Annotated in this window: 20 protein-coding genes; 11 read left to right on the top strand and 9 right to left on the bottom strand. The window is 60.7% G+C overall.

Annotated features, from left to right (window positions below):
* Positions 1–49: 49 nt before the first annotated feature.
* The 3 genes from BMZ66_RS18955 to BMZ66_RS18945 all read right to left on the bottom strand — a co-directional run bounded on the left by BMZ66_RS18955 (position 50) and on the right by BMZ66_RS18945 (position 3,998).
* A complete protein-coding gene (locus BMZ66_RS18955) occupies positions 50–1,915 on the bottom strand; it encodes an alpha-amylase family glycosyl hydrolase (protein WP_092677255.1) in 1,866 nt (621 codons plus the stop codon).
* Between the two features lie 180 nt (positions 1,916–2,095).
* Positions 2,096–2,566 carry a YdeI/OmpD-associated family protein gene (locus BMZ66_RS18950; RefSeq protein WP_092677253.1) on the bottom strand — a complete coding sequence of 157 codons (471 nt, stop codon included), beginning with the start codon at positions 2,564–2,566 and terminating at the stop codon, positions 2,096–2,098.
* 91 nt (positions 2,567–2,657) lie between these two features.
* Positions 2,658–3,998 carry a glycosyltransferase family 4 protein gene (locus BMZ66_RS18945; RefSeq protein WP_143080288.1) on the bottom strand — a complete coding sequence of 447 codons (1,341 nt, stop codon included), beginning with the start codon at positions 3,996–3,998 and terminating at the stop codon, positions 2,658–2,660.
* 232 nt (positions 3,999–4,230) lie between these two features.
* Between BMZ66_RS18945 and BMZ66_RS18940 the strand changes: the two genes are divergently transcribed.
* The gene (locus tag BMZ66_RS18940) at positions 4,231–6,714 is read left to right on the top strand and encodes a glycoside hydrolase family 31 protein (protein ID WP_214607031.1); all 2,484 of its coding nucleotides are present in this window, start codon (positions 4,231–4,233) and stop codon (positions 6,712–6,714) included.
* Between the two features lie 280 nt (positions 6,715–6,994).
* On the opposite strand, the gene BMZ66_RS18935 is transcribed toward BMZ66_RS18940, so the two are convergent.
* Positions 6,995–7,804, bottom strand: a complete 810-nt coding sequence (locus tag BMZ66_RS18935; protein WP_092677249.1) for a carboxypeptidase-like regulatory domain-containing protein — start codon at positions 7,802–7,804, stop codon at positions 6,995–6,997.
* A 783-nt stretch (positions 7,805–8,587) separates the two neighbouring features.
* On the opposite strand from BMZ66_RS18935, the gene BMZ66_RS18930 reads away from it, so the two are divergent.
* The 3 genes from BMZ66_RS18930 to BMZ66_RS18920 all read left to right on the top strand — a co-directional run bounded on the left by BMZ66_RS18930 (position 8,588) and on the right by BMZ66_RS18920 (position 11,297).
* A complete protein-coding gene (locus BMZ66_RS18930) occupies positions 8,588–10,114 on the top strand; it encodes an ArnT family glycosyltransferase (protein WP_177204809.1) in 1,527 nt (508 codons plus the stop codon).
* Entirely contained in the window at positions 10,108–10,716 is a 609-nt protein-coding gene (locus BMZ66_RS18925) for a hypothetical protein (RefSeq protein ID WP_143080286.1), read from the top strand. Before BMZ66_RS18930 ends, BMZ66_RS18925 begins: the two co-directional genes overlap by 7 nt.
* Positions 10,717–10,817: 101 nt before the next feature.
* On the top strand, positions 10,818–11,297 hold the full coding sequence (locus tag BMZ66_RS18920; RefSeq protein ID WP_092677243.1) for a DinB family protein: 480 nt from the start codon (positions 10,818–10,820) through the stop codon (positions 11,295–11,297).
* A 30-nt stretch (positions 11,298–11,327) separates the two neighbouring features.
* Here the strand turns inward: BMZ66_RS18920 and BMZ66_RS18915 are convergent, their stop codons facing one another.
* The gene (locus BMZ66_RS18915) at positions 11,328–12,278 is read right to left on the bottom strand and encodes a T9SS type A sorting domain-containing protein (protein WP_092677241.1); all 951 of its coding nucleotides are present in this window, start codon (positions 12,276–12,278) and stop codon (positions 11,328–11,330) included.
* Positions 12,279–12,494: 216 nt separating this feature from the next.
* Between BMZ66_RS18915 and BMZ66_RS18910 the strand changes: the two genes are divergently transcribed.
* Positions 12,495–13,685: a serine hydrolase gene (locus BMZ66_RS18910; RefSeq protein WP_177204807.1), complete on the top strand. Its 1,191-nt coding sequence runs from the start codon at positions 12,495–12,497 to the stop codon at positions 13,683–13,685.
* Positions 13,686–13,779: 94 nt separating this feature from the next.
* On the opposite strand, the gene BMZ66_RS18905 is transcribed toward BMZ66_RS18910, so the two are convergent.
* Entirely contained in the window at positions 13,780–14,196 is a 417-nt protein-coding gene (locus BMZ66_RS18905; RefSeq protein WP_092677778.1) for a thiol-disulfide oxidoreductase DCC family protein, read from the bottom strand.
* 240 nt (positions 14,197–14,436) lie between these two features.
* Here BMZ66_RS18905 and BMZ66_RS18900 point away from each other — a divergent pair, with 240 nt between their 5' ends.
* From BMZ66_RS18900 to BMZ66_RS18890, 3 genes are all read left to right on the top strand, one after another.
* The gene (locus tag BMZ66_RS18900) at positions 14,437–14,946 is read left to right on the top strand and encodes a hypothetical protein (RefSeq protein ID WP_092677237.1); all 510 of its coding nucleotides are present in this window, start codon (positions 14,437–14,439) and stop codon (positions 14,944–14,946) included.
* Between the two features lie 111 nt (positions 14,947–15,057).
* Positions 15,058–16,587 (top strand): HTTM domain-containing protein, encoded by a 1,530-nt coding sequence (locus tag BMZ66_RS18895; protein WP_143080285.1) that lies wholly within the window; start codon positions 15,058–15,060, stop codon positions 16,585–16,587.
* Positions 16,588–16,706: 119 nt separating this feature from the next.
* Complete coding sequence (locus tag BMZ66_RS18890) at positions 16,707–17,054, top strand: hypothetical protein (RefSeq protein WP_177204806.1); 348 nt, start codon at positions 16,707–16,709, stop codon at positions 17,052–17,054.
* An 84-nt stretch (positions 17,055–17,138) separates the two neighbouring features.
* Here BMZ66_RS18890 and BMZ66_RS18885 read toward each other — a convergent pair whose 3' ends face one another.
* Entirely contained in the window at positions 17,139–18,353 is a 1,215-nt protein-coding gene (locus BMZ66_RS18885; protein WP_143080284.1) for an esterase/lipase family protein, read from the bottom strand.
* 136 nt (positions 18,354–18,489) lie between these two features.
* On the opposite strand from BMZ66_RS18885, the gene BMZ66_RS18880 reads away from it, so the two are divergent.
* The 3 genes from BMZ66_RS18880 (at position 18,490) to BMZ66_RS18870 (ending at position 21,932) form a co-directional block, all read left to right on the top strand.
* Complete coding sequence (locus BMZ66_RS18880; protein ID WP_143080283.1) at positions 18,490–18,870, top strand: hypothetical protein; 381 nt, start codon at positions 18,490–18,492, stop codon at positions 18,868–18,870.
* A gap of 196 nt (positions 18,871–19,066) precedes the next feature.
* Positions 19,067–20,284 (top strand): MBL fold metallo-hydrolase, encoded by a 1,218-nt coding sequence (locus BMZ66_RS18875; RefSeq protein ID WP_092677231.1) that lies wholly within the window; start codon positions 19,067–19,069, stop codon positions 20,282–20,284.
* Positions 20,285–20,474: 190 nt separating this feature from the next.
* Positions 20,475–21,932 (top strand): M20 family peptidase, encoded by a 1,458-nt coding sequence (locus BMZ66_RS18870; RefSeq protein WP_092677774.1) that lies wholly within the window; start codon positions 20,475–20,477, stop codon positions 21,930–21,932.
* Positions 21,933–21,953: 21 nt separating this feature from the next.
* Here the strand turns inward: BMZ66_RS18870 and BMZ66_RS18865 are convergent, their stop codons facing one another.
* Both BMZ66_RS18865 and BMZ66_RS18860 read right to left on the bottom strand, forming a co-directional pair.
* Positions 21,954–22,583: a flavin reductase family protein gene (locus tag BMZ66_RS18865; protein ID WP_092677229.1), complete on the bottom strand. Its 630-nt coding sequence runs from the start codon at positions 22,581–22,583 to the stop codon at positions 21,954–21,956.
* A gap of 387 nt (positions 22,584–22,970) precedes the next feature.
* On the bottom strand, positions 22,971–24,482 hold the full coding sequence (locus tag BMZ66_RS18860; protein WP_092677227.1) for a M28 family peptidase: 1,512 nt from the start codon (positions 24,480–24,482) through the stop codon (positions 22,971–22,973).
* Positions 24,483–24,521: the final 39 nt, after the last annotated feature.

The following is a 24,521-nucleotide window of genomic DNA, read 5'->3' as shown; positions in this document are numbered from 1 at the left end:
CATAACCTCCGCTAAACTCCTGCAATGCAAAAGAGATTAGCGGCAGAAGCTACTTCTGCAACTCCAGCACCACGGCGGTTTTGGCGGGCAGCTGCAGGGTAGCGATGCTGGCTACGTTCTCACCCGTGAGCACGTTGCGGGCTTTGGTGAAGCCGGTGGTGCGCTCGGAGTAGCGGGCAGTGGGCAGCGCTACTGCTTTGTCGGTGGTGTTCGAGGCGACCATCACCGTGCCGGTGGCATCGTAGCGGAAGTACACGTAGATGCCATCCTGCGGCAGGTACTGCATCAGGCGGCCGGAGTGCAGGGCGGGGTGGGTACGACGGTAGGTAGCCAGCGTGCGCACAAAGTCGAAGGCTTCGTTTTCGCGGGCGGTGCGGCCGGCAGGGGTGAACTTGTCTTCCTTATCGCCGGGCCAGCCGCCGGGGAAATCCTTGCGCACCTCGGCATCGGTGGGGTCCTTGAAATTCTTCATCAGGATTTCGGTGCCGTAGTACATGCTGGGGATGCCGCGGGTGGTGAGCAGCCAGGTCAGGCCCATTTTGTACTTGCCCAGGTCATCGCCAATCTCTGAGAGGTAGCGGTTGTGGTCGTGGTTGTCGAGGAAGGTGACGAACTTGGTGGGGTCCTGGTACACTGCGTCCTGAGCCAGGGCTTCGTACATGCGCTGGGCGCTGCCGTCGTGCTTCAGACCGTCGACCATGGCGCCTTCCAGCACGAAGTCGAGGCCGCCGGGCTGGTTCGACTTAAAGGCGAAGTTGATGTTGTTCTTGACGTAGTAAGCCTGGTCGACCACGTTGGTCACCGACGACTCGCCGAAGATGTGAATGCGCGGGTATTCGGTGAGCAGCGCCGCGTTGCAGCGGTTCATAAACGGCTGGTCGTTATACATGTAGGTGTCGATGCGCCAGGCATCGACGCCGAAGGTTTCGACCGACCAGATGGCGTGCTGAATCAGGAAGTTGGCCACGTAGGGGTTGCGCTGGTTCAGGTCGGGCAGGAAGGGCACGAACCAGCCGTCGAGCGTGACTTTGCGGTCAATCTGCGAAGCGTGCGGGTCGGTGATGGGCTGCTGCCGGTAGGAGGTGTTGGTGTAGGTGGGCCACTGGTTAAGCCAGCTTTTCATGGGCAGGTCCTTGATGAACCAGTGGGTGTTGCCCACGTGGTTGTACACGGCGTCCTGCACCACTTTCAGGCCGGCGGCGTGGGCTTGCTGCACGTAGGCCTTGTAGGCGGCGTTGCCGCCCAGGCGCCGGTCCACGGTGTAGTGGTCGGTGAAGCCGTAGCCGTGGTAGGAGGCCCGCATGGTGTTGTTCTCGTCGGTCAGCGGCTGGTTATTTTCAACAACGGGCGTAAACCATACGGCCGTGATGCCGAGGTCTTTGAGGTAGTTGATGCGCTGGGCCGCGCCGGCCAGGTCGCCGCCGTGGCGGAAGAATGGGTTGGCCCGGTCGTGGTTGGGGTCGAGCATGTCGGCGAACTTATCGTTGCTCGGGTCGCCGTTGGCAAAGCGGTCGGGCATGGCCAGATAAATGAAGTCGGCCTGCGTCACGCCCTGGCCTTTGGGGCCATTGTCACGCGCCTTCAGCTCCCAGGCCTGGGTCAGGGTCTGGCCGCCTTTCTTGCCCACAATCTGCACCTTACCGGGCTTGGCGGTGGGGGCAATGGTGAGGTCGAGGAAGGCGTAGTTGGGGTTCTCAACCGTGCTGGTTTTCACCAGCTTCACTCCCGGGTAGGTGATGGTGTAGGCCAGCGTGCCCGCGCCGGGTCCGTACACGAGCACCTGCACGTTGGGCCGTTTCATGCCCACCCACCAGTTGGTGGGGTTCACGCGCTGAATGAGCGCCGACTGCGCCGCGGCGTCTACCGGCAACAAGGCCGCAGTGAGCAGCAACAGAAACAATAGATTCTTTTTCATGGAAAAGAGAGCGGGATTGGAACGGAATGGCCAATTATCAAAATAGCCTCAATGTTTCGTTTATCGTCATGCTGAACGTGTCGAAGCATCTCGCATGGGGTACTAACTCAATCGATGCAGCGAAGCGAGCGAGATGCTTCGACTACGCTCAGCATGACCGTTTTGGCGCATATTGCTTTTTTAGCCGCGTTTGCGGCCCTGGGCCAGCATGTCCACAATCTCGCCGAGGCGGCGGGTGCGGGTTTCGGGCTTTTTGGCACCTTCGAGCCAGCGCACGTACTCGCGCTGGTGGGTGTAGGCCAGCTTGGCGAAGTAGGCGGCGGCCTTGGGGTTGGTGGCGAGCTGTGCGGCCAGGTCGGCGGGGGCTTCCATCTTGCGCTCGGCCACGTCGCGGGTGAGGGTAACGCGTACCGTGTCACCAATGGTTTTGTCGATGGCGCGGCGGATTTGCTTTAGCAGGTGCAGGGCGTGGTGGCCGTCGCCGAGAGGCGTAACGCTGCCTTGGTAGGGGTAGCCGTCGAAGGTGGCCTGGACGGGCACGCGGCCGCGGGTGCCATACACCTCGGGCACGCTGAAGGGAAGCACTACAAAAACGCCCCCATCGCCTTCGCCGGCTTCTAAAACGGCTTCAAATTCGTGTTCGGGCTGCATGGTGCTACGGGGTTGCGGAGGTGGGAAATGGCTCAGGCAACAAAGTAACGCCGCAAGCCGCAGTTTGGGAGCGGCCCGCGTGGGCTGGGGGCTACTTGGCGGCCAGCTCGCTGAGCACGGCCTGCACGCCGGCCTCGTCGGCAGCCGCTACGATGCGCACTTCCCCGATGGTGGCCCCGTAGTGCTCGCGCAGGCGGTGGCGCACGTTTTCGTCTGGCACCAATATGAGGTGCGCCCGGCGGAGGGTCATGCGCTCCACTTCCAGGAGCCAGCCACGTTCGGCGGGGCTTAGAAAATCGGCTACCAGGCCGGTCACATAGAGCGCCAGGGGCCTGCCCGTGCTGTTGCGGATTTCGAGGGCCGCCAGCCACGCCGGCCAGTTAGGGGCATAAATAACGCCGAAGTCGCTGCGCCCTTGCACCAGCTGGGCGGCCTGACGGGCGTACTGAATCATGCGAAAATTGAGGCCTTCCATCGAAGGCTGCCGAATGGAGACCGTGGGCTCGGCAACCGGCGGCGCAAGTGGCGCGGGCAATGAGCTGGCAACCGGAAGCACATCAGGGGTTATATCGTCGCCCGGCGCCAGCAGGTCGGCCGCTTCCGAAATACCGGGTTCGTGGGTAGGCTCGTCGAAGGCTGAAGGAGAGAGCATCGGCGGAAGCTCCGCGTCGGGAGCCGAATCCAGGTCTTCGTCATTTGGGCTGGCCGGAGCTGGCAGCACCGAGGCGGGCATACTAGTAGCAGCAGTGAAGGGCAGGCCGGCGCTGAGTAGCAAATCGGCCGCTTCGCGCACCGTCTGGCCAACGAGCATGCCCGGAACTGGCAGCCTTACTGCTTGGGTACTGGAGCTCGCTGCCGGGCTTGCGCCGGCATAAGGGGCGGCGGGAGCCTGCCACTGCCAGGGCTGAGTGTTATTGTCATCGGTAGGCCATTGGCTGCGAGCCAGGGCCGGGCGCTGGTAGGCCGGCGCGGCCGTAGGCTCGTCCGAAGCGTCGGTTGGCTGCGGGGCGGTGGGCGCGGGCAGTTCTTCGAGGCCGATGAGGCGCGACTGCGAAGTAGTAGGAGAAGGGTTTTTCCCGTCGGCCAAAGCGGTGGCGGGGCGGTCAAGCAGCCGAACGCCCGGTGAAGCAAAAGCAGTGGTCAGCGCATGCGCAGCCTCGGGCTCAATAGTAGCTGAGGTTTCAGTAGCCAGGGCGTTTTCTGCTGCCATATCTGCAACTGGGGCCTCGGAAATGGAGCTGGCGGCGGTTTCGGGCGCCTCTTTTTCCGCTGCCGGGTTGGCGGGCAGGTGGGGGTACACGGCCAGTACGGGCTGCTGTTCGGCCAGCTGGTACACGAGGGGCAGGGTGGGGGGCAAAGCCGAGCCGCCAAGCACGGCTACGCTGGGGTCGGCGTCGTCCCAGGCCAGCAGCAGCACAGAAAAGTTGGGCAAGGTCATTGGGTGGGTTTGGAAAGCAAAAGCCGGACAGTAGCGCCGCCGGTGGGGGTTCGGCTACTGTTCAGTCCTCAATGCTACGGCAGACGGACCACATATCGACGAAAAATTTGGTCCGAGCCCAACGGGAAAAAGTAACTTGCGTACTTATCCGCCGCTCAACCGGCCGTGCCGGACTTTTTTATGCCCGGTAAAAACACCGGTTTTGCTTTTTGACTTGCCCCACTTTATGGATACCTCGATTCAGGAAAATAACTACATGGTCAACGACCTGGCGGCGCAAAGCCACCAGGAACACTATCCCGGCGAAGTCATCCGGGCCGACCAGCTCGATGGCAACCGTTTCCTGTTCAACTGCCAGAACGGCGTGCGTCTGGTGCTGCACGTGCTCAGCGACAAAATTCTCCGGTTCCGCTACCTCACCGACGGGCCGCTGTCGCCCGATTTTTCCTACGCCATTCCCGCCGACGGCCGCCCGCTGCCCGCGCCCGAGTTCCTGGAGTTCAAGGAGAAGTCCGACCACTACCGCCTTACCACCGGCCGCCTAATCTGCATTATTCAGAAGGAAAACCTGAAGACGCGGGTGCTCGACCGCTCCGGCTCCATCCTCAGCGACGACGAGAAGGGCTTCCACTGGGAGTACGACTACGACACCGGCAACGACATCGTGAAGATGAGCAAGCAGGTGCCCGCCGGCGTGCACTACTACGGCCTCGGCGACAAGCCCGACAACATGAACCTGCGCGGCAAGCGCTTCACCAACTGGGGCTCCGACACCTACGGCTACGTGAAGGGTTCCGACCCGCTCTATAAGAACATCCCGTTCTACCATGTGCTGCACCAGAAAATTGCCCACGGCATTTTCTTCGACAACACCTTCAAGGCCAGCTTCGACTTTGCCGCCGAGCGCGCCGACGTGACCAGCTTCTGGGCCCAGGGCGGCGAGATGAATTACTACTTCATCTACGGCCCCACCCTCATGGAGGTGACCCAGGAATACACCTTGCTCACCTGCCCGCCCGAGCTGCCGCCGCTCTGGACGCTGGGCTACCACCAGTGCAAGTGGAGCTACTTCCCCGAGAGCAACGTGAAGGAAATTGCCAGCGGCCTGCGCGACCGCCAAATTCCCTGCGACGCCCTCTACCTCGACATCGACTACATGGAGGGCTACCGCTGTTTCACCTGGAGCAAGGAGCACTTTCCCGACCCCAAGCGCATGGTGCAGGAGCTGGCCGAGGATGGCTTTAAGATGGTGGTTATCATCGACCCCGGCATCAAGATTGACCCCGAGTACTCAGTCTATAAAGAAGGCATCGAAAATGACTACTTCTGCCGTCGCGCCGATGGCCCGCTGATGAAGGGTTCGGTGTGGCCCGGCCTCTGCAACTTCCCTGACTACACCAACCCCGAGGTGCGCGAGTGGTGGGCCGGCCTGTTCAAGGAACTGGTGCAGGACATCGGCGTGAAGGGCGTGTGGAACGACATGAACGAGCCCGCCGTGTTCGAAAAAGGCACCTTTCCGCCCGATGTGCGCTTCAACTACGAGGGCAACTGGGCCTCGCACCAGAAGGCCCACAACATCTACGGCATGCAAATGGCCCGCGCCACCAACGACGGCGTGAAGAAGTTTTCGTACCCCAACCGGCCGTTCACCATCACGCGCAGCACCTACTCGGGCGGGCAGCGCTACTCCTCGGGCTGGACCGGCGACAACATTGCCTCCTGGGAACACCTCTGGCTGGCCAACATTCAGTGCCAGCGCCTAAGCATCTCGGGCTTCAGCTTCATCGGCAGCGATATCGGCGGTTTTGTCGACACGCCCACCGGCGAGCTCTACGCCCGCTGGATTGCGCTGGGGGCCTTCCACCCGTTCTTCCGCACCCACAGCTCCGGCGACCACGGCGACCAGGAGCCCTGGAGCTTCGGCGAGCCCTATACCAGCCTGGCCCGCCACTTTATTGAGCTGCGCTATCGGTTGCTGCCCTACATGTACACCACGTTCTGGCAGTACGCCACGGCCGGCACGCCCATGCTGCGCCCGCTCACCTTCCTCGACCAGAACGACACCGAAACCTACCTGCGCATGGCCGAGTTCGGCCTCGGCGACAACCTGTTGGTTTGCCCCATCACGCAGCCCGGCGCCGACGGCCGCTGGATGTACCTGCCCCGCGGCGACTGGTTCTACTACTGGACCGACGCCCCCACGGCCGGCGGCAGCGAGGTGTGGGCCACGGCCGACCTCACCCGCATTCCGCTGTTTGTACGCGCCGGCGCCGTGCTGCCCATGCAGCCGGTGCTGCAATACGTGGGCGAGAAAGTCATTGAGGAACTCACGTTGCACGTTTACTACAAAAACGGTACCCTGGAAAGCATCCTCTACGACGACGGCGGCGAAGGCTACGGCTATGAGGAGGGCCACAAAACCCTGCGCCGCTTCACCGTTACGGGTTCTACAACGGAACTGGTTATTTCCCAAGCCATCGAAGGTGACTATCAGCCCAGCTACGCCACCTACCGCGTGGTGCTGCACGGCCTGGCCGGCGCCCTCACCGCCACCGCTGACGGCCAAGCTGCTGCCGTGACGGAAGCCACTTTAGAAACGGGTTTGAAGCTGCCTAGCTTGGTGGTGCCAGTAGGTTTTGGCGAAGTGCAGGTGAGCGTGGTGCCGCCCGTGGTGCCGAAAGCAGTCGCGCCGGCTGCTCCGGTTGCTTAAGGAAGTATTTATAAGAAATTACTTGCCCCGCTACATGCCGGCTTGTTGGTCGGCATGTAGCGGGGCAAGTAGCCGTTTCCCGGTCTTCTATTGCTACTTATAGGCGCCAACAGCCGCGCAGTGGGCGTTATCTGACATTTACTGCTTACTGAGTAGTACAGCTCCGGCAATGCTCATGTCCTTGCAGCGAACGGATTGGAAAGGCCCCACTGGCACGAAGCTGCTTCGTGCCAGTGGGGCCTTTTGAGGGGGTGAACTCGGATGGCCGAGGGCCGCCAGGCTAGAATGTGATGTCGAAGCGCCCGTTGGTAATGGTTAGGTTCGTAGTGGTGGTGCCGCTGTTGTTGAGTCGCAGCGTGACGACGTAGCTGAAGGTGCCCGATGCCACGCCCGCTTGTGGGTCAAAGCGCGTGACGATGACCTGGCCTACCTGCCGGCCCGCATAGGAAGTAGCGTATTGGTCTAAAGAGCCATCGGGAAAGTAAAAAAGATATCCGGCCCACGGGTATTCAGTGGCGCCAATGGGGTAAGTGCCCACGCCCGCAAACGGCGTGGGGTTGGCGCCGTTATTGAGGGCGAAGGGCAACACGAAAATCGTACCTTCGTTTTTCCCGCTGGCGTCTCTCGCCGTGCCCCCTTCCAGCGAAAAGAAGTTCTGCTTGATTTCGCCGTAGAAGGTGACAGCCGAATACGCGATGCCGTTTCGTTCCCAGGTCATGGTGCCGCGAATACGGCCGTCGCGGTTGAGTTGCAACGCCGCCTTCGTTGTGGCCCCACGCTGCACCGTTGCGGGCACTTCGGTGGGGGAACTATAGCCAGTAGCCGGCACAGCCCCCAACTGGTAGGCGCCGGCGGGCAGGTCCGCAAAGGCAAACGCTCCGGTCCGGGCATCGGGCACGGCCGTTATCGGTTGCCCATCTTTCGCGGTGGCCGTAACAACACGGGCTGCCCCCACCGGCAAAACCGTGCCCTCGATAGCTCCCGTGAGGGGAGCCGCTGGGTCGCCCCCTTTGGTGCAGCCAAATAAACACAGAAAAGCCAAGAGCAGCCAGGGAGCCGTGGCTGTGCGCAAAGTAGAAAAGCAGAGCATAAGTATATAGATGAAAATGTCAAAGCTAATGTAGCAGTTGCGGCGAGAGCGCGAGTTGTGTGCCACCCGCTGGCGCGTCTGCGACGCGCTGTCTACTGGTCTCGAGCCCGTGGCTCAGGTATAGCGCCACGGTACTAGCTATTATCCAGCGCCCAAGCAACAGGCTCAAAACCAGTCGGCACGCGTCGCAGATGAGCTAGTAGATGAACGTGACTCCGCATGCGGGGCCATGTTCATCCTTGCCAATGGCTAGCTAGGGTTTTGTTCGCAAAACCAGTCTCCTATGGCATAGCTTTGTGCCCATTTGAGCCCGTACAGACATCATTAGCCAGTGAAGCGCCTGTTTAGAATTCCGCTCTTAGGGGCAATATTTTAGCAGCTTGGATTCATTAGTTCTCTGTTTACTAAAAAATACAGTCCCCTGTATTCGACAGAGATAATGGCATTTGTGTCATAAACTCTGATTTCTAAATGCAGTAAAGTATGGATTGGTCTACTCAAATGCGGCTTTTGTGCATGAGCATATTCTGCTAAAGCATACCCTTGGCATCACTGAGAATCAAGATAGATACGCAATCAAAGCGAATTATTTGTCCATTCGCATGGCCACCATTTGCGGAAGCTGATTAAGAGCGTTATCGTGCCTAAATGCGATATTGTGCCGACGTATAAAGCACTCTTTACTGTAATTTTGCTTCGGAACCGGATGCTCGGCTGCCTTTACAAACTTTGATGGCATTTTCTATTAGTGCAGTAAAGCCGTTTCGGCCGCGCATTTCCCACGTGGCGGCTGCCTTATTCTTATTAGCGGTGGGAGGCACTTTCTACCTGCCTTACATCTCGGAATTGCCTAGCGGTATACATGCATGGGCTCAAGCGGACCGCCTCGCGCTGGCGACCAACTTTTACGATTTCGGGTTTGATTTTTTCAAGCCGCGAACTTCTAATCTTTCTTCGATTGGGGGCGTTACGGGCGTAGAGTTCCCGTTACAAGCGTACCTGGCGGCTTTGGGCGGCTTGCTCTTTGGGCGTGCATCCATCGGCACGCTTTTCCGGCTGCTGGACGTGTCCATGACGTTGCTCGGCTTCTACTACCTATTCCGCCTAGTGTACGAACGCACTGGTAACTTTGTGGCCGGGCTAGTGCCAGGCGCTTTTCTTTTGGCGTCTCCAGTTTTTGCCTTTTATGCGGGTAGTACCTTGCCCGACCCGTTCAGCCTGAGTCTGAGCTTTGTGGCGTACTATTATTGGCTTCGTTTTTTTGACCAACGCCGCTTCTCCGACCTGCTGGTGGCTTGCGCATTGTTAGGCGTGGCGGCGCTCATCAAAACCACGACCCTGATGCACTTAGGGGCCATGGCGGGTGTCACGTTGCTTTGGGCTCTTTTGCAGCCCCAATTGCTAACCTTGCGGCAACGGCTTTCATTTTTGGGGTTGATGGCGGTGATATTCGGGGTAATTGTCGCCTATTTCTTGCGTACGCAGTACTTAAACGCAACGTATCAATCAGGAATGTTTTTGGCAACAGTCCGACCCATTGACGACCCGCAGACGCGACACCACGTGCTAAAAGCGGTGTACTACATGTGGAGATACGAATATGCTGTATCGCTGCAATACAAAATTATAATTCTATGCCTTTGCCTATTGCCCCTGTACTGGCGGCGCAATCTTAAGCCCGACTTTAACTTGCCTCTTACCTTGCTGCTATTAGCAGTTACGGGGATGGGTTGTTTGTTTGTGTACCTCATGGGCGCGCAGTTTCGGGACCACGATTATTACATTATTTGTCCCGTGTTTGCCCCAGTGATTTTGCTGTTCGTGTTGGCGCTCCGGAACCTGGGTCAACACACAGGTCTGCTTGGGTACGGCATTCGTTTGGGCTTAGCTGTGCTAGTATGCGTGTCACTAGTTAACGGCCACCAACGGTTGAAGCGGCGGATGAGTGATGATTACCCCCCTTTTTCCCCCTACAGCCACCTATGGATGCGGGGGGGCGCCGCCGAGCTAGCCCAGGCGAAGGTGCCTGCGACGGCCAAGATTTTAGTATTCAATGAGCCGGCTCCTAATATTGCTTTGGTGTACTTTGACCGGCGCGGCATAATATGGCACTCACCGGACGTAGCCACCGTGACCGCTGAAAATGTGTTGGACCGAATGGCAGCAGACAACCTCGACTATTTCGTTGTAGCCCCTCAAGTCTATGCCCAGCTGGCTCCGCAGCACGCAGTTTTCGAAGCCGAGTTTGAGCTGGTGGGCCGACATCCGGCCATCGTTCTTCACCGCCTCAACCGCTCCCGGCCATGGTAAAAGACATCAGTTGTTTTACTCTGACTCCTGTACGTGCGGCGGCCCAGTGGTCGCTTTATCGCAGCATAAGTCGTGGGCTCTTGCCGTTTTTGGGCATGATGCTGATGGGTGGGTGTCACCCGCGCGACGAACAAGCGAATGGTACGTTACATCTCCTCATGCAAACAGGATTCGAGGAGCCCAGCGGTTGGGTAAGCCAAATGAAGCCGCTTCTCACCACAGAAAAGGCGCATTCGGGGAAATACTCGCTGCGCGTAGATGAGAAGCATCCGTCGGCTGTAATTTATCAGAAGGCCTTAGGTGCTCTTTGTGCACACCGACCACGCCAATTCAGGTTGAGTGCGTGGGTCTGGGTGCCTGGCTTATCCAACGAGGTCGCACTTCAGGTGTCGGTTTATAACCCCGGCAACACGCAGCCAGTCTTGAACGAACCTTTGTATACGACCGATGCTCGAATTTTTGGCAAATGGTATCACGTCAGCCAGGAGTATAATTTGCCAAATAATACCACCTCCCAAAGCCAATTCGTTATTTCCGTAATAGGAGAAGAGACTACTGCACCGGTATACGTCGACGACTTACAGTTGAAGGAACGCTGGTAATGGGTCTATGAACTGCGCGGCCAGTTTCCAGACGTTACGAATATTTTCAGCAGGCCACGCTATTTGCAATGGTTGGTATTATTTCTTGGAAGTAGACTCAAATGAATCTGCCCGCTCAAATTGCCCAGCAAGTACGAGAAGTCCACTTTGGCGGCAACTGGACCGTGTCGAACCTCCAGGAGCAGCTGGCGGGCCTCACGTGGCAGCAGGCAGCTATTCGGGTAGCTGGCTGCAACAGCATTGCGGCACTGGTGTACCACATCAATTACTACGTCGGCGCGTGCTTGGGCGTGCTGCGGGGCGAACCGCTCACGGCCCACGATAAGTACAGCTTTGAACATCCGCCCATCACCTCGCAAGCCGACTGGGAGCAACTGAAGGAGAAAACCTGGACCGATGCCCGGGCCTTCGCCACTCTGATAGAGCAGCTGCCCGAGCAACAGCTGTGGCAAACCATGGCCGACGAGAAATACGGGCACTTCTACCGCAACCTGCACGGCATTGTGGAGCACACGCATTACCACCTGGGCCAGATTGCCCTGCTCAAAAAGCTGCTGGCAACCGAGTCGGGAGTCAAATAAGGCCGGCTTTGCTTTGGCAGACGTGAAAGGCTACTGCACTACTAGCCTTTTCGTAATCAGGCCTTTGGCAGTAGCGAGCTGCAGGGTGTAAATGCCTTTAGCCAGGTCGCTCATGTCGAGGGTGCGGGTGGGGGCGGCGCTCGGCGCGGGCTCGCGGCGCACCACGCGGCCCGTGGCATCGAGCACGGTGAGGGGAGCGGCCAGCAGGACGGGCTCGGTGGCGTTCAGCACGTAGCGGCCGTCTGGGCTGGGGTTGGGGTAGATGCTCACGGCCGCTGCCAATGCAGGGCTTCGGGTGGGAGTAGCCGTGCTCGTGACCAGGGTGATGTTGTCAACCAAAAGGGTGGTGCCTGCCGTTGGGCGCCGGGCGTTGCCCGAAGTAAAGGTCAGGTGCAGAGAGTCGGGCGTTATGTTATTGGTGTACCTAATGGGCAGCGAGACCAGCGTATAGTTTGCTGCCGGGGGCAGGAGTACGCCAAAAAAAGTCACGTCTTCGGTCTCGCCCGAAACGTTGCGGGTCAGGGCAAAGAACACCGCCGCGGAGTCGCGGGCTGCAGCTGGGCCCGTTAACTGGTAATAAAACTGAAGCTGGGTAGGCCGGCTGGTGCAGGGAATACCGGTGAATTCGTCGCCAGTGGTGCTGAATTTGATGCCATTGCCCAACGACGCAACCCCCGAAAGAACGGGTATTAAGCTTTGTAGTGGCGCATAAGCTTTGTTTTCAATTTTAACCGCGAATGTACCATTCTGATCTTCAATGGTTTTTGTGGTAGTGGCCGTGGTCAGCGGCAGCTGCGACTCGGCCAGGACGCTGAGCAGGTCATCGAATGTTTGCCAGTTCTGGGGAGCTTCAACCCCCGCCGCTACGGCAGTGTTGCGCTGGACCCAGTTTTCGAAGTTGAGGTTGGGGTCGAGTGCAATTTGACCCTGGGCAGGGGCTGCTAGCAAGAGCCCGGCGCTACCCAACAGGGCCGGCAGCAAGCGGAAAAGTCACTTCATAAAGTTGAGCAGTGACGCGAAAAAAATGGAAGTGGAAAAGCCGTAGTATTGCGCGAAAGATGCACAGACGGGAGGTGCCGTTGCGCGTAAGTGAATGTAGCTTGCTGAGCAATGAAAGACAGGCCATTAATGAATAAATGTAGTCACGGCACCGCTTTCGGTTGGCATACGCTAAGAGCGGCGATTTTGATTGCCGGAATGCTGCTGCTAAGCCAACTTTCTGCGCGAGCCCAACGGTTGGCCAACCCGCTGCGCCAGGTGCTCCGGCACGACACCACCGGCCTTGCTCGCGTGCTGGCCCGGCCCGATTTCTACCGCGTACAAATTCTCTATACCCGCATCCGGCGCGACAAGGTGGGCACGCCGCACTTCCGGAGATACCGCTACCGGCTCAGGCCGCGCGAATACTTCTATCCGGCCAGCACCATTAAACTGGCTGCTGCGGCGCTGGCGCTGGAAAAGCTGCACGCCATGAGCACAACCGTGGCGGGCCTCACGCCCGAATCGGTGATGCTGACCGACTCGGCCTTTGCGGCACAAACGCGTGTGCGCCGCGATACGTCGGCGGCCAGCGGCCGGCCCAGCGTGGCGCATTATGTGCGCAAGGCGTTGCTGGTGAGCGATAACGACGCCTTCAATCGCCTCTACGAATTTGTGGGGCCCGCCGAGCTGAATGCCAGCTTGGCCCGGCTCGGCTTGCGCCACAGCCGGCTGCAGCACCGCCTCTCGGTAGGCGACCAGGAGCCCGGCAGCCGCCACACCAATCCCGTGGCTTTCTACGCCGATACGGCCGCTACTCAGCTGTTGCACCGGCAGCCTGCGGCGTACTACGCCGGCCCCTGGCCCCAGCCGAAACTTCGGAACCAAAAAATTGGGCAGGCCTACCTGCAAGGGGAGCGGCGAGTAGACGAGCCGCTGGACTTTAGCCAGAAAAATGCCTTTTCCCTGCCCGACCTGCAGCGCTTGCTGCGAGCAGTGCTGTTTCCGGAAACCCTGCCCCCGGCCCAACGCCTGCAGCTGGGCCCCAGCGACTACGTCCTGCTGCGGAAGGCTCTCTCGCAACTACCCCGCGAAAGCCAGCACCCGCGCTACGACGCCGCCAACTACCCCGATACCTATGCCAAATTTCTGCTGGGCGGAGGCGGGCTGGCGCCTTTACCACCGGGCGTGCGCGTCTTCAATAAGATGGGCCAAGCCTATGGCTTCCTTATTGATAACGCGTATGTGGTCGACGCTGACAAAGGCGTAGAGTTTCTGCTCAGCGCCGTTGTTTACGTTAATGCCGATGGTGTGCTGAACGACGACAAGTACGAGTACGACCTCATCGGCTTTCCTTTTATGCGCGACCTGGGCCAGCGGGTATACGAAGCGGCGCTGAAGAAGAAATAAGCTGGATGCCGGGCCTGCCGTGCTTACGAAGCGGACGTAGGCTTCCCTAGGCTGGGCTTCTATTAATGAGAAGTGGATTGCCTAGAAATAGCCGCTACAGGAAGCGGGCTTTAAGCGCCGGCGTGGGCAGCATACAGCTTTCTTCGCGCCCAAACCAGCGGTAGCGGTTGCGGGCCACGAAGCGGTAGAGGGCGTCGCGCCAGGGCCGGGGCAGCACCCAGCCCACCCCGGCCAGCCGCCAGCCGCGGCCCAAGGCATGGGCAATGCGCAGCACCGCCGTGGAGTGGGAGTAGAGCCGGCCGCCGCTGAGTAGCAACACCGATTCGGGCTCGGTGGGCAGGAGGGCCGAGGCCAGGCCGTGGCGTGCCAGCAGCTCTTGCGCGGCCGGGCTCTGGAGGGCGGCAAAACGGAAACGCCCTTGCGGGTCGTGGCGGATGACGAACTGCACAAAGCCGTTGCAGAGGTTGCATACCCCGTCGAAGAGGATGGTGTCGGGGCCGGAATCGGGCATGGGAAGCATGAGGTAAAGTGGGGGCACTGGGTCTGTGCCCTAACGGGTGGCGGAGCGCCGGGTTTGGCCATTGGGCCCGGCTTTGCGTACGCTTAAAGGAACCTGCTTTGCCGCGTAAAGATTCGTGCGGCTGTGAAGCACTGCTTTCTACGTACTTATCCAAGAAAAATACGGGTTTTCCGGTCGGTGTCCATGGGGCAAAGGCCGTATAGCTTAAGCAAACCAACTAACCTTTCCACAATGATGTTCACGAAAAAACCTTCTGTATTCTTAGCAGCCATTGCCCTGGGCACCGGGCTGCTGGGTGCTTGCCAAAGCAAGACCGATAACACTGTTGGTGAAACCAGCACTTCGACCACCGAGTCGACCATGAGCACCGATAGCATGGGCACCGCCTCCGGCATGGATGCTTCCGGCGACATGGGCGGCTCTAGCAGCGGCACCGGCACTGCCGGGGGCGGCGGTTCGACGGGCAGCGGCTCGGCTGGCGGCGATGGTTCCATGAGCGGTTCTACCAGCGGCGCTTCTACCAGTGGCGGCGGCTCAACCAGTGGCTTCGGTACTTCCACGAGCGGTTCGACGGGCGGTGCTGGCTCTACTAGCGGCTCCACCAGCGGTTCGATGGGCACCGGCACTACCAGCAGCAGCGGCAGCACGGGTGGCATGAGCACTTCGGGTGCCAGCACCTCGGGCAGCACGGGCGGCATGAGTACCAGCGCCAGCACGGCCGGTGGCTCCACTACCCGCTAGTCACCCTTTCAGTTATCTACTTTCGCAAGGCGAAAAGGCGGGTCATTCGTTTGACTCCCTTTTCGCCTTGTTGAATTTGGGCCAATTTCGGCTCTGCACGTAATACTGTTTATGTCCAACACTGGTACTGGCTTTTGGGGAGTGCTGCGCCGTCCTTTCGTGCTCGATTTGCGGGCGTTGGCCTTGCTGCGAATGGCCACGGCCGCCGTGCTGCTCACCGATTTGGCGATTCGCAGCACCGACCTCGAAGCGCATTATTCCAACATGGGGGTGCTGCCCCTGAGCACCCTCCACAGTTTTGGCTGGACGGCCTATCAATTTTCGTTGCACGCGGCTAGCGGCATGTGGCAGGTGCAGGCCCTGCTGTTTTTAGCCACAGCGGCCTTGAGCGTAGCTCTGCTCTTGGGCTACCACACCCGGCTGGCCACGGTGGGGGCGTGGCTGCTGCTGGTGTCGCTGCAAAACCGCAACCCTTTCATTGGGCAGGGCGGCGACGATTTGCTGCGAATGCTCCTATTCTGGGGGATTTTTCTGCCCTGGGGCCGGGTGTGGTCGGCAGATGCGCGAAACAAGCCGGCCCCTGCCCGCTACGACTACTTTAGCGCGGCCACCGTGGCCTACATCGTGCAGCTGGCCCTCCTGTACTGGTGCACGGCGCTACTCAAAAGCGGGACCGAATGGACCCAAACGGGCACCGCGCTTTACTACGCATTCAGCCTCGACCAGGTGCTGCTGCCCGCCGGGCGTTGGCTCTATCCTTATCCAGAGCTGCTGCGCTTTCTCACCTTCGGGGCCTATTTCACCGAACTGCTGCTGCCCTTCGCCCTCTTCATTCCCGTGTGGGTGCCTTGGTGGCGCATGCTGGTAGTGGGCGTGCTGGTGGTGTTTCACTTCACCATTAGCGTCACCCTGTTCGTCGGAATATTCTTCCTCGTAAACTTGGCTTCCATCCTAGGGCTGCTGCCAACGGGAGTGCTCGACTGGCTCACCCTACGCTTGGGGCCCTTGGCTGCGCGGGTGGGCGCGTGGCGGTTTCGGCTGCCGGCGTGGCCGCTGCCGTGGCGCCTGCGCCTGGAGCGCACGGGGCCGGTGTCGGCCCAGCGCCGGGTGCAGTGGCGTACCGTTCGGGAGGCCTTTGTGGCGGTGGTGCTGGCGTATGTGTGCTGGTGGAACCTCGACGACGTGGCCATGCTGCGCCCGGCCGGGGGCATTATGCCCCAGCCGGTGCGTTGGTTTGGCTATTTGCTGCGAGTCGACCAGCACTGGGGCATGTTTGCCCCCACTGTCTTTAAAGATGATGGCTGGTACATTTTGGAAGGCACCACGGCCGACGGCCGCCAAGTCGACCTGAACCGCCGGGGCCAGCCCGTGAGCTACGCCAAGCCGGCATCGGTGGTGGCACTGTTCAAAAACGACCGGTGGCGCAAGTATTCCGAGAACTACCTGTTTGTTAATAATGCCTGGATGCGGCCTTATTACTGCAACTACCTGCTGCGCATTTGGCACGAAAACGCCGACCACCCAGCGCTGCGCCACCTGTTGGTGGTGTACATGAAAGAGGTGTCGCTGCCCGACTATAAGTTGGCCACACCCACGCGCCAAGTGCTGTGTGAGTGCGAGTTAGTCGCCGGAAATAAGTGAAAAGCTCCGGAAATACGTATTTATCCTTATGAAAATGCGGGTAAATCGCGCTCAAAACGCTCGTATAGCTTAGGAGCCAACGGCTAAGAATACCTTCCTTTCCACTTTTTCCAATCCCTATGAAACGCAAATGGCTTTTTGGGCTGACCGGTGCCATCATGTGCTCGGCGCTCACCCTTTTCAGCGCCTGCACTACTTCCGAAAACGCTGGCACTACCAGCGGCACTACCTCGGGTAGCACCAGTGGCACGATGGGCACCACTTCGGGTACGGATACCGGCACTACGTCGGGTACCACCTCCGGGAGTACTACTTACGGCAGCACCTCGGGCACCACTTCGGGTACTACCACCACCGGCACCACGTCGGGTAGCACCACGGGGACTACTTCAGGCACTACGTCGGGCACCACCACGGGTACTACCAGTGGCACCACGTCCGGCACTACTTCGGGTACTACTACCTAAGCAAGCCCTTTTCCTGTTAAAAAGGCCCTATTCTTCACCGAATAGGGCCTTTTTGCTTTTCTGGGCTTTGTCCGCCTTGCGGTTTCATACCCAAAGCTTGAGGTACTGAAACACTTCGGGATGGGTGAGGAGTCCGCCGTGGTGCTGCTGGCTGAATACGGCCGTGCGCACCTTCACGCCCGCGGGCAGGGCAGCTTCGTCGCCGAAGGTGGTGTGGCCCCGGGCGCTGCCCTGGCCCACCAGCCCATCGCCGAAGTACTCGCGCAGGGCCGATGGCCGGGTGGCGCGCAGCCAGGCTCCCATTAGAATGTGGTACTGCACCCCGGGGAGCGGCGGCACGGGCGTGCGCGGCGGCGTAAGGTCGTCGGCGTGGGCATCCTGCCAGTCCTCGTCGACCAAAATGGAGTAGCGCAAGTCTTTGATGCCGTTGCTGCGCTTGTTGAGGGCCTTACTTAAAAACCGGGTGGGGAAGAGGTTGATGCGGTTGAGAAGGCGGGCCGTGAGGTGAGAATTCTGCTCCAGCCACGAGCCGTCGTTGGGGGTGCCGAGCAAGAAAACCGACCGCAGGTGCGCCAGCCAGGGCGCGGGCTCCGCACCTGCCGACGCCTGGGGACGGAGAATCGAGGCGTTATCGGTGGCCTCCTCGTTTTCCTGCGCCACTTGCAGGGCTTCGTTTTTCTTGCGGAGGTCGTCGTTGAGGGCTTCGTCGGCGCTGGTCGGCTGGTTTTCGGCCCCCGGGCTGAGGGCCCCGTAGTAGCCCGCCGAACGGATGATGAGCCCGCCCATGCTGTGGCCCACCAGCACGAGCTCGCCGATGGCGTGCGGGTAGGTTTCGACCAGCTCGGTGAGGAGGCGGCTGAGCTCGCGGCCGTTTTCCGACAGGTGCAGGCCCGAGTTGAAGCGAATGTAGAGGGCGCGCAGCTTGGCTTCCTCGGCCAGGCGCGGGCCGTAGCGGCGGGAGCCGGGCGCGTCCTGAAAACCGGTTTGCCAGATGAGCTCATCGCCCATCAGGCCGTGCACGAACACCACCGTTTTCTGTTGGGGCTCGCTCAGGCGCAGGTCGGCCACGGCCACGTCTTGCCCGCCCCGGCGAAAGTTCATCCGGATGGCGCGACGGTCGTAGCGAGCGGCCAGCTGGTCGCCCAGGGCGCCGTTCAGCACCGGCAAAAAGAAATGCTGGTGGGCCTTGCCCGACCGCACGAGGTACCCCGCGCCGCGCACGGGCAGCAGGGCGGCGCGGCCCACGGCCCCCATTACGCGCCGGAAGCGAGAAGGCTGGTTGGGTTCTGATTCGGACATGAGCAGGAGCAAGCGGCGGGAGTGAGGCACTAAAGTAGCGCTGCCATAGCCATTGCAGCGAGGGCAGCCCCGACGGCGGTGTACCTTTGTGCTCCAATTTCCCGTACATTGGAAACCTAATCCCAAGCACTCATTCATGAATCTTTCGTCTCGTTCAGCCCTGGCCTTGCTGCTGGGCACGGCCCTGGCTGGCTCCCTGTCCTCCTGCGACTACAGCTGGAGCCCCGGCAAAAACCCGCAATCCGTTTATAATTTCAACAACCCTCCCGGCTGGCGCAACGTGGACGTGAACCGCGACAGCATCAATTACAAGCAAGTGACGCCTCCCCCCGGTGGCGAGGGCTCGGCAGCAGACATCAGGCAGGGCACCGTGCGCGACCAAATAAATTCGGCCCCCGGTGGCCGGAGCAGTGCCTCTACCCAGTCGGCCAGCGGCCAACTGGCGCCCATCGACGACTCACGCAACGGCGCCGGCAACGACAACGACCAGCAGCAGCCGAAGACCCAGCCGCGCTAAATTTTTGGAACTATCCAAAAAGCCCGCTACCCGCCCGGTAGCGGGCTTTTTGCGTTTGGCACAAGCCCAACAGTAGGCCGGACGCAAGCTGAGCCGTGCGAAAAAAGGCCAACCTCTCGCCCGCTTCCCACCGTAGTACCTCCAACTTCTGCCGGATTCTTTCTTTCCCCAACTCACTTAAAAACCAATTTCGCTTATGCTTTCTAACGAAGCTAACCGGGCCTCCACGCCCGCATTCGATGCCGTCGTGCCGGGCCTGAGTGTGCTGCGCGATGTATTCGCGAACCTCTACTACGCTTTTCCGCAAGACCAGCCGCAGGGCCCCTGGGTACTCATCGACGCGGGCCTGCCCGGCTCGGCCGACAAAATAAAGAAGCACGCCGAAGAGCTGTTTGGGGCCAACACCCCGCCCGCGGCCATTGTGCTCACCCACGGGCACTTCGACCACGTAGGCGCCCTCGATGGCCTGCTCGCGTCCTGGCCCGACGTGCCCGTGTACGCCCACACCCTGGAGCTGCCCTACCTCACGGGCCGCTCAAGCTTCCCGCCACCCGACCCCACTGTGGGCGGCGGCATGATGGCCTATCTCTCGTTTGCCTATCCCAAGCACCCCTATGATTTCGGCACCCGGGTGCAGGCGCTGCCCGCCGACGGCAGCGTGCCCGGCCTGCCCGGCTGGCGCTGGGTGCACACGCCCGGCCACACGTTCGGGCACGTGTCGTTCTTCCGTGAGCACGACAAGGTGCTGGTGGCCGGCGATGCCTTCACCACCGTGTTTGCCGAGTCGGGCACGGCTACATACACGCAAAAGCAGGAAGTGCACGGCCCGCCCGCCTACTTCACGCCCGACTGGAACGCGGCCCGCGCCTCCATGGAGCTGCTGGCCCGGCTCGAGCCTGAAGTAGCCGCCACCGGCCACGGCATTCCCATGCACGGCACAGAGCTGCGCCGCCAGCTGGCCGCTTTCCTTCCCCGATTCGATGAGTTGGCGCGCCCCAAAGTGGGCCGCTACGCCCACCAGCCCGCCACCGCCGATGCCGACGGCGTGCGCTCGGTGCCCCCGCCCCTGGTGAACCACTGGGTGAAGGGCTTGGCCGTGGCCGGCCTTGCCCTTACCGCCGTAGCCCTGGCCATGGCCGGCAATGGCAAAAAGGACAAGCGCAAAGGCAAAAAGGCCCGCAGCACCAGCAAAGGCAAAGCCGATGACTCATACCGAGCCTGGTACCGCGACAGCCCGGCCCCGCAGGGAGCCTCCGGTCCCGATTGGCAATCTCGTCGGCCCGGTCCCTTTGCTGACCAGTCGCCGCACGGCCAGGACACTGCCACTAGCCAGCCGTCGTCCGGTACATCATATGCTGCCGACCTGCGGTATTCCGACCAGCGCAGCCGGAAAATAGAGACGCAGTATCCGTAATAGACGCTGATTTTAATAGCAAAAAAAGCCCGCTCCTGGTATAGGAGCGGGCTTTTTGCGTCCTCTTATCTAAGCCGCGATGGTTAAGGCAACCCGAACCGTAGATGGCGTAACGAAGAAACCGTGGCTGCCACTATCCCCTGACCTTTTTCAAGTACCTTTCCTGCTTCAGATTGTATTTAAAAAAGCCATGCGCAAATTTTTACTCGTTCTGGCCCTGGCCCTATTGGTGTTGATTGGGGTGTTGGCTTTCAACACCCAGCGGCTGAAGTCGCATCAGCTCACCAACGTGCAAGCGGCACCGGTACTGGTGTTGCCCGACTCTGCCCTGGCCCGACTGGTGGGCGCGTTGCGTATTCCAACTGTTTCAACCACCGACTTTACCCAGACCGACACGGCGCAGTTCAGCCGCTTCGGCCGACACATCCGCCAGGCTTTCCCGCGCGTGCACCAGCAGCTCAAGCTTGAGCATTTCAACACCCACGGCCTTCTCTACACCTGGCAAGGAAGCAACCCGGCCCTGAAGCCAGTGTTGCTGATGGGCCACTACGACGTGGTGCCCGTGCTCCCCGGCACCGAAAGCAAATGGGCCCAGCCGCCTTTTGCTGCGCGCCAGGCCGGGGGCTACCTCTACGCCCGCGGCACCCTCGACGACAAAGCCAGCGTGCTGGCCCAGCTCGAAGCCGTAGAATATTTGCTCGTAACGGGATTCCAGCCTACGCGCACCATTCTGCTGGCATTCGGACAAGACGAGGAAAACCTGGGCCGACGCGGGGCCGCCGCCATTGCGGCTGCTCTGAAACAGCGCGGCACCCAGCTGGAGTATGTGCTGGACGAAGGCGGTATTGTGAAAACCGACGGCGTGGCCGGCATCAAAAAGGACGTGGCGCTGGTGGGCATCTGCGAGAAAGGCTACCTCAGCCTGGAACTGACGGCCACCGGCAAAGGCGGCCACTCGGCGATGCCCCCGGCCCAGACCAGCATCGGGGCCGTAGCCGCGGCGATTGTCAAGCTCGAGCAGCATCCATTCGCAGCGCGGCTGGAGGGCGGCGACGACCACTTGCTGGATTACCTGGCTTCGGAAGTGCCCCTGGGCCAACGCGTGGTGTTCAGCAACCGCTGGCTGTTTGCGCCCATCATCAAGAAAATGCTGGCCGCTACCCCGGCCACTAATGCCACCATGCGCACCACCACGGCGCCCACCATTTTCCACGCCGGCGCCAAAGAGAACGTGCTGCCGATAGATGCCACGGCCACCGTTAACTTCCGGCTGCTGCCCGGCGACTCGGTAGCGGGGGTGATGCAGGAGGTCCGCCGCATCATTGCCGATGAAAATATTCGCCTCCGCATCGTTGGCCAGCCCAGCAATCCTTCGCCGGTTTCCAACCCCGAGGCACCAGCCTTTCAGCAGCTGCACCGCACCATTCGCAGCGTGTTCCCCGCGGCCATTGTGGCGCCCTACGTGGTGACGGGCGCCACCGACGCCCGGCAATACGCCGCCCTCAGCCCGAACGTATACCGCTTCTCGCCCACGCTAATGAACCAGGAAGGCATCGAGAGCATCCACGGCAGCAACGAGCGGCTGCAAATCAGCAACTACCCGCTCATGGTGCAGTTTTATGCGTCCCTGATTCGCAACAGCCAATAGCGACAACGCCCCGCCGGTGGCTTACTGGGCTACCGGCGCCTGCCCCGGCCGGGCATAGCCGAAGCGTACGGGCGGCAGCACTTTGTGGTAGCCATCGAGGCCCGAGATGCAGGCGTCGCCCAGCGCGGCCAGGTCCAGGGTGCCGTCTTCGCGCAGGCCTTCTTCGCGCAGGTACACGTGCTCCACGGTGCCCACCAGCAGCACCGTGCCGTTGCTGATGTGGTGCTCCTCCAGCAGCCGCAGGCCAATGCTCAACGGGCTTTCGGCCACGTACGGAGCCGGAAAATCGTCGCGGTACTCAGCCGTAAAGCCACATTCGTCAAACTCCGAAACGGTGTCGGGAAAGTCGGCAGAGGTGTAGTGAGCTGCCGCGGCCAGGTCAATGGGCACATGGTTGAGGGTGTAGCAGCCGCTGGCTTTGAGGTTGGCATAGGTATGGCGGGGCACGGTGGTGGGGCGCGTGACAATGCCGAGCAGGGGCGGGTCGGAGCCCAGGTGCAGTGCCGAGCTAAACACCGCCAGATTGGTGCCGCCATCCGGCGCAGCCGTGCCGATGAGGTTGGCCGGCTTAAAGCCCGGCAGGCCGTTGACGAGGTTGAGGCGGTATATGCGCTCGAAATTTTTGATGTCGGCGGCGGTGATGTGGCGCATTAAAGGGAGTTAGGAGTGAGCAGTTGCAGTTAACAGGAAAGAGTAGGTGCTGTTCCTGATTGGCCGTTATGTCGGCTCGCCTGGGGGACCTCACCCCCGGCCCCTCTCCAAAAGAGAGGGGAGCCACGGCTGCGCTTTTGTCATTGCGAGGAGGCACGACGAAGCAATCCGTCCTGGTCTCAGCGACTAGGTTTATAACGTGACAAAGCCCCGGCTCTGCGCAGAACCGGGGGTTGTCGTTTTATTAATGGCCTTGTTCTTACAGGATGGATTGCTTCGCTCCGCTCGCAATGACAGGCGTTAGGCTCCCCTCTCCGCGGGAGAGGGGCCGGGGGTGAGGTTCCCCAGGCGATGCTTTGAACATCGGTCTTTTTTTCAATGCACTGCTCACCGTTCCAACTTAAAGCCGGGCTCCCTAGCAGGCGCGGCCGTGCGGTTGGCCACGGCCCAGCCGGTGAGGTACATCCAGTTGGTCATGCGCGTTAGCTTCGCGTAATCGATGGTTTTGGCCTCGTCGCGCGGGGTGTGGTAATCCTCGTGAAGCCAGGAGGTGTACATCACGGCCGGGATGCCCAGGCGGGCGTAGGGCAGGTGGTCGGAGCGGAAGTACCAGCCTTCGGGATGGGTGGCTTTGTCCCACTCGGTGTCCAGCTTGAACTTGGGGCCGGCCTGGTTAGCAGCCAGGGCCATGTTCACGAGGTCGGAGGAGTTGCGGTGCGGCGGAGTGGAGCCGAGCAAAGCGGCGCTGTCGGGGGCGTTGCGGCCCATCATCTCGGCGTTCAGCACCGCTACAATGGATTCTTTCGGCACCGTGGGGTTGGCCGAATAGTAGCGCGAGCCCAGCAGGCCGCGCTCTTCGGCGCCGTGGTACACGAACAGCGCCGAGCGGCGGGCCGGCTGCTGCTTAAATGCCCGCATGATGGCCAGCAGGGCCGCGCAGCCGGTGGCGTTGTCATCGGCGCCGTTGTAGATGGAGTCGCCGGCCACGGGCGCCCGCACGCCGTCATGGTCCTGGTGCGTGCTGAAGAGCACGTTCTCGTTTTTCAGCTGCGCATCGGTGCCGGGCATTTTGGCCACAATGTTCACGGAAGGATAGAGGAAGCTTTCCACCTTCAAATCGGCGGTGAACTGCTGGCCCGCTTGCTGTGCCCAGCTAAGTGCTGTGTTGGGCAGCCATATTACGGGCGGCTGCTCTACTACTTTAAGGGTGGCATCGCCGGGGAGGCCGAAGCGACCCCGCTCGTAAATGTGGCTCCAATGGTCATAAATGGCTTGGGCTGGCACGTCTGAGATGAACACCACCGCTACGGCGCCAGCCTTAAATAAATCCGCCGATTGGCTGCTGAACTTGCCAAACAGGTAGCGCCGGTAGCTGATGCCGTCCGTGGGGGCGCCCGAAATCTGAACGGCTACCGCCTTGCCCTTGACATCAACTTTACCCAGTTCGGCCGGCGTGCCCGTGCCCACAAATACCAGCGGCGCCGCCACCGTGGCATTGGTAGGGGCAATGACCATGGCATCGTGGTTGGGCTTTAGCTGGCGCGTGCCGATGCTGAGCTTGCTGGCTTTGGTGAGGCGCGTGCGCTGCAAATGGAACCACTGGAAGTAAGTGCCGTCGTCGCCAGCCGGTTGCAGGCCGATGGCACGAATCTGGTCGGCGAGCCACACGGAAGCTTTCAGCTCATCGAGCGTGCCGCCCTCGCGGCCCCGATAGTGGTCGGCGGCTAGGGCGTACAAATCCCGCTTGATGTCACTTTCCTTAATGGCTGACAGGGCATTGGCGGCCGATGTGGTTTTGCGAGCGGCCGGGGCCGGCTTCTTCTGAGCCGCCGCGTCTAGCGGGGCGGCTAAGCTCAGGCCCGCCAGCAGCAAGCCGGTGGCTTTGATGAATGAGTTCATAGAAATTGAGATGATTTTACGGAAGTAAGTTGTCGGGTC

Source organism: Hymenobacter arizonensis (genome assembly GCF_900115775.1).
Lineage (GTDB): Bacteria > Bacteroidota > Bacteroidia > Cytophagales > Hymenobacteraceae > Hymenobacter > Hymenobacter arizonensis.
Note: the sequence above shows the minus strand (reverse complement) of the source record. Positions and strands in the feature narration are given on the sequence as shown.

Bases quoted from the DNA above. Each gene is read 5' to 3' on its own strand.
- BMZ66_RS18935 (WP_092677249.1), bottom strand. From the start codon at position 7,804: ATGCTCTGCTTTTCTACTTTGCGCACAGCCACGGCTCCCTGGCTGCTC.
- BMZ66_RS18860 (WP_092677227.1), bottom strand. From the start codon at position 24,482: ATGAACTCATTCATCAAAGCCACCGGCTTGCTGCTGGCGGGCCTGAGC.
- BMZ66_RS18865 (WP_092677229.1), bottom strand. From the start codon at position 22,583: ATGCGCCACATCACCGCCGCCGACATCAAAAATTTCGAGCGCATATAC.
- BMZ66_RS18875 (WP_092677231.1), top strand. From the start codon at position 19,067: ATGCTTTCTAACGAAGCTAACCGGGCCTCCACGCCCGCATTCGATGCC.
- BMZ66_RS18870 (WP_092677774.1), top strand. From the start codon at position 20,475: ATGCGCAAATTTTTACTCGTTCTGGCCCTGGCCCTATTGGTGTTGATT.
- BMZ66_RS18880 (WP_143080283.1), top strand. From the start codon at position 18,490: ATGAATCTTTCGTCTCGTTCAGCCCTGGCCTTGCTGCTGGGCACGGCC.
- BMZ66_RS18895 (WP_143080285.1), top strand. From the start codon at position 15,058: ATGTCCAACACTGGTACTGGCTTTTGGGGAGTGCTGCGCCGTCCTTTC.
- BMZ66_RS18955 (WP_092677255.1), bottom strand. From the start codon at position 1,915: ATGAAAAAGAATCTATTGTTTCTGTTGCTGCTCACTGCGGCCTTGTTG.
- BMZ66_RS18925 (WP_143080286.1), top strand. From the start codon at position 10,108: ATGGTAAAAGACATCAGTTGTTTTACTCTGACTCCTGTACGTGCGGCG.
- BMZ66_RS18910 (WP_177204807.1), top strand. From the start codon at position 12,495: ATGCTGCTGCTAAGCCAACTTTCTGCGCGAGCCCAACGGTTGGCCAAC.
- BMZ66_RS18950 (WP_092677253.1), bottom strand. From the start codon at position 2,566: ATGCAGCCCGAACACGAATTTGAAGCCGTTTTAGAAGCCGGCGAAGGC.
- BMZ66_RS18920 (WP_092677243.1), top strand. From the start codon at position 10,818: ATGAATCTGCCCGCTCAAATTGCCCAGCAAGTACGAGAAGTCCACTTT.
- BMZ66_RS18905 (WP_092677778.1), bottom strand. From the start codon at position 14,196: ATGCCCGATTCCGGCCCCGACACCATCCTCTTCGACGGGGTATGCAAC.
- BMZ66_RS18885 (WP_143080284.1), bottom strand. From the start codon at position 18,353: ATGTCCGAATCAGAACCCAACCAGCCTTCTCGCTTCCGGCGCGTAATG.
- BMZ66_RS18890 (WP_177204806.1), top strand. From the start codon at position 16,707: ATGAAACGCAAATGGCTTTTTGGGCTGACCGGTGCCATCATGTGCTCG.
- BMZ66_RS18900 (WP_092677237.1), top strand. From the start codon at position 14,437: ATGATGTTCACGAAAAAACCTTCTGTATTCTTAGCAGCCATTGCCCTG.
- BMZ66_RS18940 (WP_214607031.1), top strand. From the start codon at position 4,231: ATGGATACCTCGATTCAGGAAAATAACTACATGGTCAACGACCTGGCG.